The 11,543-nt window shown below is 35.9% G+C and carries 13 protein-coding genes and 1 pseudogene; all 14 read left to right on the top strand.

Going from position 1 to position 11,543, the window contains the following annotated elements:
* Positions 1 to 85 precede the first annotated feature (85 nt).
* Positions 86 to 1,111: a phosphotransferase enzyme family protein gene (locus M6D81_RS31110; RefSeq protein ID WP_262681500.1), complete on the top strand. Its 1,026-nt coding sequence runs from the start codon at positions 86 to 88 to the stop codon at positions 1,109 to 1,111.
* 347 nt (positions 1,112 to 1,458) lie between these two features.
* Positions 1,459 to 2,043: a GNAT family N-acetyltransferase gene (locus M6D81_RS31105; RefSeq protein WP_262681499.1), complete on the top strand. Its 585-nt coding sequence runs from the start codon at positions 1,459 to 1,461 to the stop codon at positions 2,041 to 2,043.
* A gap of 180 nt (positions 2,044 to 2,223) precedes the next feature.
* A complete protein-coding gene (locus M6D81_RS31100; protein ID WP_262681497.1) occupies positions 2,224 to 2,838 on the top strand; it encodes a hypothetical protein in 615 nt (204 codons plus the stop codon).
* Positions 2,839 to 3,293: 455 nt separating this feature from the next.
* Entirely contained in the window at positions 3,294 to 3,749 is a 456-nt protein-coding gene (locus M6D81_RS31095; RefSeq protein WP_262681496.1) for an NUDIX domain-containing protein, read from the top strand.
* 670 nt (positions 3,750 to 4,419) lie between these two features.
* The gene (locus M6D81_RS31090) at positions 4,420 to 4,839 is read left to right on the top strand and encodes a hypothetical protein (protein WP_262681494.1); all 420 of its coding nucleotides are present in this window, start codon (positions 4,420 to 4,422) and stop codon (positions 4,837 to 4,839) included.
* Positions 4,840 to 5,484: 645 nt separating this feature from the next.
* The gene (locus M6D81_RS31085) at positions 5,485 to 5,949 is read left to right on the top strand and encodes a DUF6933 domain-containing protein (protein ID WP_262681493.1); all 465 of its coding nucleotides are present in this window, start codon (positions 5,485 to 5,487) and stop codon (positions 5,947 to 5,949) included.
* Positions 5,950 to 6,125: 176 nt separating this feature from the next.
* Positions 6,126 to 6,629 (top strand): AAA family ATPase, encoded by a 504-nt coding sequence (locus M6D81_RS31080; RefSeq protein WP_262681492.1) that lies wholly within the window; start codon positions 6,126 to 6,128, stop codon positions 6,627 to 6,629.
* Between the two features lie 131 nt (positions 6,630 to 6,760).
* A complete protein-coding gene (locus M6D81_RS31075; protein WP_262681491.1) occupies positions 6,761 to 7,258 on the top strand; it encodes a GNAT family N-acetyltransferase in 498 nt (165 codons plus the stop codon).
* A gap of 150 nt (positions 7,259 to 7,408) precedes the next feature.
* On the top strand, positions 7,409 to 7,981 hold the full coding sequence (locus M6D81_RS31070; protein ID WP_262681490.1) for a GNAT family N-acetyltransferase: 573 nt from the start codon (positions 7,409 to 7,411) through the stop codon (positions 7,979 to 7,981).
* A gap of 1,075 nt (positions 7,982 to 9,056) precedes the next feature.
* Complete coding sequence (locus M6D81_RS31065) at positions 9,057 to 9,584, top strand: AAA family ATPase (protein WP_262681489.1); 528 nt, start codon at positions 9,057 to 9,059, stop codon at positions 9,582 to 9,584.
* Positions 9,585 to 9,748: 164 nt separating this feature from the next.
* Positions 9,749 to 10,159 (top strand): NUDIX domain-containing protein, encoded by a 411-nt coding sequence (locus M6D81_RS31060; protein ID WP_262681488.1) that lies wholly within the window; start codon positions 9,749 to 9,751, stop codon positions 10,157 to 10,159.
* A gap of 73 nt (positions 10,160 to 10,232) precedes the next feature.
* Positions 10,233 to 10,496 (top strand): hypothetical protein, encoded by a 264-nt coding sequence (locus M6D81_RS31055; protein ID WP_262681487.1) that lies wholly within the window; start codon positions 10,233 to 10,235, stop codon positions 10,494 to 10,496.
* 255 nt (positions 10,497 to 10,751) lie between these two features.
* Positions 10,752 to 11,309 carry a DEAD/DEAH box helicase family protein gene (locus M6D81_RS31050; protein ID WP_262681502.1) on the top strand — a complete coding sequence of 186 codons (558 nt, stop codon included), beginning with the start codon at positions 10,752 to 10,754 and terminating at the stop codon, positions 11,307 to 11,309.
* 140 nt (positions 11,310 to 11,449) lie between these two features.
* Positions 11,450 to 11,543: pseudogene (locus M6D81_RS31045) on the top strand (NUDIX hydrolase); the annotation flags it as partial.

Below are 11,543 nucleotides of genomic sequence, written 5' to 3'. Positions count from 1 at the left end.
GTATATAAATGCATTTAATATATACATATATTGAGTGTTTTTGAGAGGAGAGAATATTATTACTCATAACGAAGTCGTTAGAATCTTGGATGCACAGTTACTTCCATTAATATCGGAGTTATTCGACTCGAAAGGATATGAAATCCAACTGATTCCGGCACATGACAGAGGGCGTAATGTCGTATACACCTGTGAAAGTGAAGATGCCGAAGAAAAGATACTTCGAATTGCTTTCTTAAATGACCGAAGCCGGGAAGATTATTTGGGCGAAATTGAATTCGTCAGATATCTATTCGAACATGGTGCAAGTATTTCCGATGTAATCAGCTCCAGGAATGGGAATCTGTTGGAAGAGTTAACTTTTAATAATTGGACCTATTTTATCACTCTGTTCAAAAAGGCTAAGGGAAAAATGCTTGTGGAAAATCATTACCAATACAGAGAAGGAGTTCCAATCAACGAATATTATTATAATTGCGGTAAGGTCTTAGGGAAACTGCACCAATTATCGAAAGGTTACACTGCAGTACATCACCGGTATAGTTTCATTGAAAAGTATAATTCCGAATATATTGATAAACTGATACCCAACTCGTTGCCTCAGCTGAAGGACAAGCTATTGGAGATCCTTAAAACCTTAGAAGGATTGGACAGGAATCTTGAAACCTTCGGTATGGTCCATTTTGATTACAATGATGGGAATTACTTGATCGATTTCGATACCGGGCAAATAACGGTATTTGACTTCGATAATTCATGTTATTGCTGGTATTTGTTTGATCTAGCAGGGCTCTGGATACAGGGAGTGGGTTGGATACAATTTGAACCAGATGCCGGTAAACGTAGGAAGTTCATGGATGATTATTTTGAAACAATTCTCGCGGGATATAGATCCGAGACCAGGATTGACGATTTTATGTTAGATAAACTGCCCCTATTTATCCAAGTAACGCTCTTGGAAAATGTTGTGGATACATTCGAGGTATTGCGGAATAAAGGTAATAAGCCGGAGTGTGACGAAGAACTGTCGTATCTCATTAAGTGTTTGGAAGATGATATCCCGTTCAAGGGATTTTTCCATAAAATATATTCATGTGAAGCTCCCTTTTAATACGATGAAAGGATTATTTAATATACAAAGGTCCACTTACAGGATTCCTAGCTATCTCTATCCGACGGGAAACAGTAGTTATTCCGAGCAATACTCGAAGAAGGCGCTGACATCTTATAACATGATCACGTATTGGGTCATTTGGCCCTCGGTCGCCAGAAGATAAGTCGGGGTAGCGGAATCAGGCGACACATCCATTCACCCAACCGCATCGCGGCCGGCCGAGATCGTGTTGGTCGCACGACTTGGGCATCTTAGGGTGAATGGACGTCGTGAACACGATAACGTTTGGCGAAACCATCGAAACACTTAAGAACATAATCGAAATAAAAAATGGGGGATGGGTTATGAAAGAAATAATCTATTCTAATTATTTTTGGCAAGACGAAGATATCCGTCTACGTGCAATCGAATACGAAGACTGGGAAGGGCACTATTACAACCAATTTGATTCACATGCACGACGATTGTTAGAGTGTGCAGTTGAATTACCTCCAACAATTACAGAAGCCAAGAACTTTGTAGAGAAGTGCTCAGAATTTTCGTCTGGAAATGGACGATTAATGTTTACTATTGAGAAATTAAACGGCGAGAACATTGGAGGAATAAACTTAAATAGCATAGATGAAAGAAATGGAACTTTTAGTATCGGAATCCAGATTGATCGCGATCATCGAGGTAAAGGTTATGGTACAAAAGCAATTAGAATTCTATTAAGATATGCTTTTTTTGAAAGACGATTAAATAAATTTAATGATTTTGTGCTACAAGGAAATGACGCATCTGCAACAATGATGAAAAAACTCGGATGTGTTCAAGAAGGTATACGACGTAAAGTTATTTACACAAACGGGGACTATCATGATCTAATACTATTTGGACTAACAAAAGATGAATTTATCGAGAAGGAGAAAGAAATACAAGGTGTGTAAGTAGTTCGAAGTTGCCGATGGCATCGCCTAACGCCATATTCACGTATCGGGCATTCGCCCTCAGTTCCAGAAGCAGCTTTACAAAGAAATTATAGCTATGGACGACTTCGTTGGGCGTCGTGAATACCAAAACGTTAGGCGAAACCAATTGTGATTGTGAAAACTAAGGAGAGACTTAATATGAAACGACATTCTACGTTACTTTTGTTATTAATCGGCGTATTAATTATATCCGGATGCAAGGGTAATACAAATGGTTTTAAGATCGATGAAATAGAGAGTAGCCAGAATCAAATATCAATCGGATACATTAATTTTAATGATGAAGAATACTCAATCTTAAAAGCAGCAGGCTCAAATAACCAAATGATTTTTTCAATCAATTATGGAAATGAAAAAGTTAATAACATTACTTATTGGATTGATCATTATATAAATGGAGAACTTATTGAATCATTAATGAATATGGAAACACGAATTTCAAATGTGTCAGAATCAAAAGACATTAAGATATATTTTACAACATCAGAATTTGTGTCAAAACAAGAAATCTGGACGTTAGCTTTAAGACAAGGTGGAAATGTCAGTAGTGGAAAATATGAAATAAAAAGTATCGATTTTGATAGTACAATAACTTATCCATTGGATGAAATCTCCACGGGATTAAATGAAATTGTTGATTTAGGTATGTTGATAAGAAATAAAGGGAAAAATGCCATTAGCTCTAGCGATGATGTCGAAAGAACTATAAAAGAGAATAACGAAGTATATGTACTAAGATGTAGGATTGACTGAGGGAAGTGGCATCGCCTAACGCCATATTCACGTATTCTCCCTCAGTTCCAGAAGCGGCTTCAAGAAGCGGTTGCTGTGGACACATCCGACTTATTCGGATGTCGTGAATACAAGAACGTTAAAGAAATTAGATACAAGAGGAAATTGATTTTATCTAGCATTTCAAAGTAGGCGAGGACATCTTATAACACCGTATTCACGCAGCGTCGCTATCGCTCCTTGGTCCGGCCGAAGTTGAAGAAGTGGATTCGATTGAGGCTGATTCAGCAGGCAGGGAAGCGGAATCAGCCGGGCAACCCTGCAAGGCTAAGTGGCGGAGCCACCGGCAACCTGATCGCTGCGTTTGACCAGATTGGCTTTAGCCTTTCGGGCTCGTGAATACAAGAACGATAAACTGAAATCGTCAAAAACAAAAATACAATTAAATATCAATTGATAATTCGAGGAGCAACTAAATGAAACCAATAAGAAACTCTGCAAAAGCTATCATTATTGATGAGTGTCAGATTTTATTAACAAAGAATAAAGATCATGAGGGATTCTTTTATCTTTTTCCAGGTGGTGGTCAAGAGAAGGGAGAAGAGTTAAAAGATACATTAGTTAGAGAATGTATTGAAGAATTAGGATATAGAGTATCAGTAAAAGATATTATATTTATTAGAGAATATATTGGTAAGAATCATGAGCATGCTGAATGGGACCATGAGGTTCACCAAGTTGAATTTTATTTTGAATGCTCAATTAATAACAAGTCAGATTTACACAAGGCAACAAATCCTGATGAGGTTCAAGTAGGAATTGAGTGGGTAGAAATAAATAATTTAGACTCAATAAGAATTTATCCAAGAGGATTAGTAAATCAATTAATGAATGACATAAGAAGACCCTGTTATATTGGGGATTCAAACTGAATTAAAGATGTTAAGGACCTGACTAATTTGAAGGCGTATTCTGAGATGTCGACGACAACAGTTAACACCGTATTCACACCGAATCGTCTCCGGCTCCTTGGTCCGGGCCGAAGTAATAAGATGTGGTTGTGAAGAAGATGATTCAGAAGCAGGGAAGCGGAATCAGCCGGACAACCTTGCACTGCCTAACCGCGTCGCGGCCGTTCCCTTTGGTCACTTAAGGCAGTGAGGTTCGTGAATACAAGAACGTTATATGAAAGGGACGTAAAACTAAATTTAAAAAGAATATAGATTTACTGATGTTGTGAAATGGGAACTCCTATTCTTCTTAACTCCACGGATCAGAGGGGATTAATGTGGAAAAATAGGATTTACTGGAAAAGAGATCATATTCTTGAATAAATGGTCTCGAATCAGAAGGTAAAGGTAAATTTAAGTCCGTGATATCAAGAGGACTAGTTTTAGGATCTGCATTATTTTTAATCTGGTTCGTGATAACTATAACAGAGATAAATCTAAATTAGTTATATTTCCATTAATCGCAATATTAATTATATTTATTGGATATCTTAGCGGCTATAGAATGGATGATTTATCTGCTGCAAGATCAAATCATTTTGTACCTAAAGATGCAAAGCTATTTGATTAAGTGAATTTTAATTGGGGATCTGTGAATATATTTGACTCAGAAGAAAAACCAATAACGGTTATTAGTATTAGAAAGTTTGGTTTTCTGTGGGTTTCAAGAATGTCTGTATATTACTACCACAATGATGATTCTATAAAAACTATTGGTGGAATTTCTCTAAATAATGAAAAGGAAAAAGCAACAGTTTTTAGTGTCATGGTCAATGAACCGCAAGTAACTTATATAGAAGCTGGACCTGAATTGAAGAGACTAAAAAAAGAAGTACAACTAGGAAAATCAATAACGTTCTCATGGGAAGAAACTATTAATTGGAATGTATTAAATGCGATTGCATTCAATAGTGAAGGTAAACCACTATATGAATATCGTTATGCAAAGTCTAATTTTATAAGATTTGAAGATTTAAAGTGGTATCCAATTGTTGAAGAAGATAAAAAGTAAAAGGACGTGTAGATAATTCAAAGAAGGCATTAACTTCGGATAACACCGTATTCACGCTGTGTCGCTACTGCTCCTTGGTCCGGGCCGAAGCAAGAAGAAGAGGTTTCGAAGAAGCAGATTCAGTAGCAGAGAAGATGATTCAGCCTAACATCCTTACACTGCTCAACCGATCGCGGCCGTTCCCTCCGGTCACTTAAGGCAATGAAGGTTCGTGTATACAAGGACGTAATAAAAATTCGGTGTACGAACTAAAAATTCGTGGATATTTTTGATGTTCGAATATCAGGTTTAATATGAGATATTGAGGTGAGATTTTGAGTATTTCTAAGCTGATCAAGATGTTTATTTTAACGCTATCATTAATAATTATTATTCTTTTAATAAAGACGAATCCCTCAAAAAGTGATTACATTCGGCATTGGCAAGAGAAACATAAAGGTCTAAAAGTTTATACTGTCCACTCGAATAATTATCTTATATTTTCAACCTATCAAATGGGAGGGTATGACCATTTAATGCCCATTACGATAGGGATATTTGGGAAATTAATTGATTCGGAAAAATATTGATAAGTTGAAACCTTAAAGGTTGTAGAATATATTAAGAGAATTAGGAATTCCATATAATTATGCACTAGGTACGACAGTGAACTGGTTAGAAATGGTACCAAAAATGAGATTCAAAAAGAAGAAATATTATCCCACACTTTATAGTTGGCATGCGAATATTTACAAGTTGAACAATAGAAAACATATTTTGTTTGTTAATGATCTATCGAGGCTCTGCATAATTATTGATGGAATACGAACATCACAACTGGCTCAATTGAAGGAGAAATTCTCAACGACACTGAAGGCATACCTAATAGCAGAAAAAGTTGAAGAGGAATTAATTGATGAATATATGAAGTACACTTCAGAAGTATTGATAACAAAGACAAATAACAGGAGTGTATTAGGCACAATGAAAGAAATATCAATATTTGAAACTGATGATTTTAATGATAACATTCAAAGATTGAAAAGCCTGAATAGACTGATTCATAAACCCATTGATTATAATGAACCAATAAACGAATTTAAAAGCCATAACCAAGAACAATTTAATTGAATCTCATAGCTGGCATCACATAACTCTATATTCACGCATCGGGCATACGCCCTCGGTTCCAGAAGCGGCTTCAGAGAAATAGCTGTTGTGGACACACCCGGTATTCGTCGGGCGTCGTGAATACCAAATGATGTTATGTGAAATCACTGCAACAAATAAATATAGGAGCTCATATAATGAATTTTCCTAAACGCATTCATATTATCGGATCTACAGGAAGTGGAAAAACCTATTTAGCTGAGAGATTATCAAAGAAATATAAATTAATATATGGTGAACTTGATACAGTAATGTGGAGCGGGACTGAAGAGTTTTCCTGTAAAAACTCATCTGAAACAAGAGACAGACTCTTACATAATATAATCGAACAAGATAAATGGGTCGTTGAAGGTGTATATTATAAATGGCTAACCCCAAGTTTTCATAGGGCTGAGTTGATTATCTATCTGGATACTAAATTGTGTATTCGAGCTGTCCGAATAATCTTACGTTATATAAAACAGCGGCTGGGATTAGAAAGATCGATTTATAACCAAACCTTAAAAGGATTAATAAAAATGCTTGAATGGAATCAAAAATTTGAAAGAGATAACAAATACAAAATTCTTGAGTTTATTGAGCCCTATAAATCAAAAGTGATAATAATTAAGAACAGCAAAGAAATTGAGGAATTACTCTAAGAAGGTATCACATAACTCCGTATTCACACTACACTCCTTAGTCTGGATCGAGGCAGAAAGTAGGAGCTCAATGGAGCTAATAAATATTCTGGGATGCAAGTCATTTACTAAACCCGAAAGGATAATTGGTCATGTCTAATTATCGTTTTTATCTAATGACGAAGAACATAGCGACACAAATCTCTACTTGGAAATATGAAGATCCGTATTCCTTTTACAATATGGATGAAAGTGACGAATGTATCTCAGAGCTATTGAGTGATGAATATTATTATGTGACTAATGATCAAAATGCTTTAATTGGTTTTCTTTGCAGTGGTAACTCTGCTCGGGTGTCTGGAGGATATAAGGCTGGATTATACAATGACAATGAAATTTTAGACATCGGATTAGGTATGACGCCTGAAATTACAGGATTAGGAAAGGGACAAGAATTTTTAATAAATAGTATTCTTTTTTTGAAAGAGAACTTCAAGGTGCAAAAGTTTCAGCTAGTAGTTGCTGAATTTAATGAGAGAGCAATAAAAGTATACGAACGTGCAGGATTTATGAAAGGAATGAATTTTAAGAGTAAGGTGAAAACACAAGAGGTTGACTTTATAGTAATGAATTATACAAATCATGAATAAGAAATAATAGTAGTTCAGAGAAGGTATCCCAATCAGATAACACCATATTCACGCATCAGGGGTATCTCTCCTACGGTCGTGTATGGAGTGAATACAAGAATGTTATCCGAATTAACCTAAACCATCAAAAGTAAGGGAGTTCCTGCACAGATGGAAATTAAAATTTTAGAAGTTAACAAAGAAGAGCTTTCAGAATATGCCAAGATCCCGATGGTGTTTAATGTTAACTCAAAATATAAGTTAACAAAACTAAACGGGGGGCTCGGAGGAATATTACTTAATGAAGTGACAGTAAAAGAATATTTCAAAGATATGGGAGCAAACGAAAGACCTGATGAATGGCCACTAGAGTTCGATATTTCCAATTGGGGCTTTTTCATTGCTTATGATGATAGAAAACCTGTTGCAGGATTGACCCTTGTTTACAACACAGAAGGAGTTAACATGTTGGGAAAGAGAAAAGACATTTCAGTGCTTTGGGATATTAGAGTTGCACCTGAGTACAAAGGTAGAGGTATAGGGAAACTATTAATTTCCAGTGCAAAAGTATGGTCAACGGAAAGAGGATGTAAACAGATTAAGATTGAAACTCAAAATAATAATGTAGCTGCGTGTAAATTTTATGCACAACAAGGTGCGGAATTAAGAGAAATTCGTGAATACGCTTATTCAGGTGACTTTGAAGACGAGGCAATGTTGATCTGGTATTTAGACCTTGAGTAATGTGACCTAACCGCGTCCCCCCGCTCCGTTGGGACTCAATAGAACGTATAGTGATATAGTGAAAATCAGAGAGAACAATACTTTCAGGTTGAGTTGCTTTCTTTGTTGATGAGAATAATTATATTAAAGATTTCAGGAGCTTCAGTGAACATCACACTCACACTTCGGGCATTCGTACTCGGTCCAGCAGAAGATATTAGCAGAGAGTTGGAACAGCCGGATACATTCGACATTCGTCGGATGTTGTAAATATACGAAGCGCTATGAGAAAACAGCGCAAATACGAAAAAATAAATACATTTAGAACATTGCTTTATTCAAAGGAGTGTTGAGTTTAATGCTATATATATTTGAAGGATCAATCTGCAGTATGTTATTTTTGGCAAAACCAATTTCTGGTCAACTTACTACCTCGAGTGAAAGCACTGAATTAGGATACTACGATATAGAACAAGCTAAAGAAATGATTGTTTGGGACTCTTTTAAGAAATAAATAGAACACTGTTTACATTTCCCACAACCATTTTTATTTGAATTCAATAAATAATTAAGTCTAACCGTGTCACGGCCACTCCTTACGGTGATTTAAGGCAGTAAAGGTGCGGGAATACAAGAACGTTTTCAGAAAGATCCGAAACCAAGTAAACGAGGAGCATATATGACAACAAGAATTGGAATTATCAGAAATGGATGTGCTACGTGGAATACAGAAAGACGAGCCCAATCATTAACGATACTAAGTCATCAAAATAATAACTGGAAGTGTGAGAAATAAATTGTACAAATCATCTTGTAGGCTTCTTCCGAGAAAGCGGAATCGGACACACACATCTGCAAAACTAATTTCTATTCGCGGACCGGTATGCTGAATGGATGCTCAGTTCCAGTAATCCCTTAAATCTTTCGACGTCGCGAATGATAAACGTTAATCGGGCATTCGCCTTCTGTCCCATAAGCAGTTTGGAGAAGTGGTTACTGCGGACACATCCGACATTCGTTAGACATCGTGAATATACGAAACGTTATACGAATGCACCTTAAAGCTATTAAACAAATAATTTCAAGGAGCCTAATAATGACAAGATCAGTTTATATTATTTCTGGTCCCGCCGGTGTAGGGAAATCTACTACTTCAAAGAAACTTGTTGAACAGCTTGAACGCAGCTCTTACATTTCTGGAGATGATATTAGTCATTTACCTGTAAATGGGAGGGGTAAGCCTTGGTTATGTCAAGAAACTCATAACCTGACCTGGATCAATATATTGAGTTTGGTAAAGAATCTAATTGATTATAAATTCGATGTTGTAATAGATTATGTGACATTTCCATCTGAAGCCAGTTGGCTATTAAGTGAGTTGGCGAGTGAAAATGTAAGAATAATCTATGTAGTCTTTATGGTCGATCATGAAACAATTATGCTGAGAGATCAGTCAAGAGATCATAAGATTCAAATGGGTGAACGAAGTGTAATTCTGCTGAATGAATTCAAAGAAGCCTTAACAAATGATAAACATATTTTAAATACCCAAGAATATTCTGTTGATCAGATAGATGAAGTGATTCATGAAATAATGAACAATCGAAGATTTTTGATTAGCTAATTCGAGATGAGGTGCCGGCAGTGAGGGGACGCGAATACAAAAAATGTTAGCTGAAAGTAAGTAATGCAAGTAAATTTAATGGTTTCTTGGTGAAATCGTGCTCGCGCCAGTGCGACATGCGCCCCTTGGTTATCATTAGGGATTTAAAAGGAGAATTGAAAATAGTGATTACCTCAAAAAGAGATCGGGCATGTGCGGCTATAATAAAAGGTAGTAAAATATTGATGGTATATGTCGAAGATGAGGATCTTGGATATTGGACTTTGCCTGGAGGCGGTGTTGAATCAGGTGAAACAATCGAACAAGCTGTTACCAGAGAAGTACGAGAAGAGGTTTGTTTAGATGTAGAGATCGAAAAGTTTCTCTTTCAATATCCTTATTCATTAGGTGATTGTTATTGTTTTTTAGTACGAATTACTGATGAAACGCAAGAAGAATTTTTAGGGATCGACCCTGGATTAAGCGAAGATAATCAAGTTCTAAAAAAGATTGAATGGAAAGAGTTAAATGAAGTAAAGACCGATATTCAAGTCTCACAAGTAATAAAGGCATTATCATACCAGTTTCGCTGCTAAAATCTTTTGGGGTCGTGAATACCCGCACGTCTGAAAGCCCCAAAAGAAAAAATATTTTAAGGGTGATGAATAAATGAAACAAATCAAAGTCATTTTCTCCTTTATTTTTATCATTATAGGTATCTGTATAATTGCAATTTCTAAAATAGCAGAAGAAGTAGTTCCTAATAACGGTTATTTTAATGTTGATTTGACTCTTAATTATTGTATAGGAGCGATAACAATACTTGGTGGAAGTATATACATAATAAAGAACTCAAGATTCTGGGATCATTATATTGATGAGGTCAAAGCAAGACAACGGGAATTTGATGAACAACAAAAAAACAATCAATGATAGAATTAATCAAGTGATGATTCGAAATGAGGCGCTATTGCTAACACCGCACACTGCGTCGCTAATGCTCCTTGGTCTGGTCGAAACTGAAAGAAGTGGTTTACAGGGGATCATATGCATATTCAGCCTGGCAATCTTGCACTGTATAACCAGCTTTGCAGTTGTTCCCTCCGGGTACTTAATGCTGTGAAGGCTCGTTAATCCAAAAATGTTGTAGTCAATCAGTGTAAATCCAAAAAAATAGGAGTGATAAGTATTAAATTCATAATAATATTTGGACCTCAAGCCGTCGGGAAAATGACAGTAGGTCATGAGTTGACCCAAATAACAGAATTGAAATTATTCCATAATCATATGTCAATCGAATTGTTACATCCTTATTTTGGATTTGAACGAGAAACATGGAGATTAGCGAATTTACTCCGTAAAGAATTGTTCGAATCTTTCGCCAGAAGTAATAATTATGGATTAATATTCACCTATGTTTGGGGATTTGACCTACAAGAGGATTGGGAGTTTGTAAATCAAACATGTGATATTTTTGAATCTAAAGGAGCGGAAATTTATTTTGTTGAGTTGGAAGCAGATCTTGAAGAAAGATTAATCAGAAATAAAACTACTTTTAGGCTAGATCAGAAACCAACGAAAAGAAATTTAGAACAATCTGAAAGAGACTTAAAGAAAACTATGGAAAAACATAGGTTAAATTCGAACCCAGGGGAAATAGAAAGAAGAAACTATTTAAAGATAAACAACACAAATTTGAATGCCGATGAAGTAGCAAAATTAATAAAAGATACATTTAATTTATAAAGGCATTTTGTTAGTGATTCAATTAGGCGCTGGACCGGACAGATGAAATTGACAGTGGAGCTGAATAAGCCGGACACATCCAGCATTCGTCTATTAATCAACGTCAATTAGTTGACTTATAATGTAATGGAGGTTTACTTATGAGCTATGTTGAAGAAATTAGAGCGCTAGTAGGTCATAGACCTATCATTCTGGTCGGTGCAATAGTTATAGTAATCAACAAACAAGGACATA

The sequence above is a fragment of the Paenibacillus sp. J5C2022 genome (assembly GCF_025567625.1).
Taxonomy (GTDB): Bacteria; Bacillota; Bacilli; order Paenibacillales; family Paenibacillaceae; genus Pristimantibacillus.
This window is presented reverse-complemented; position numbering and strand designations above follow the sequence as displayed.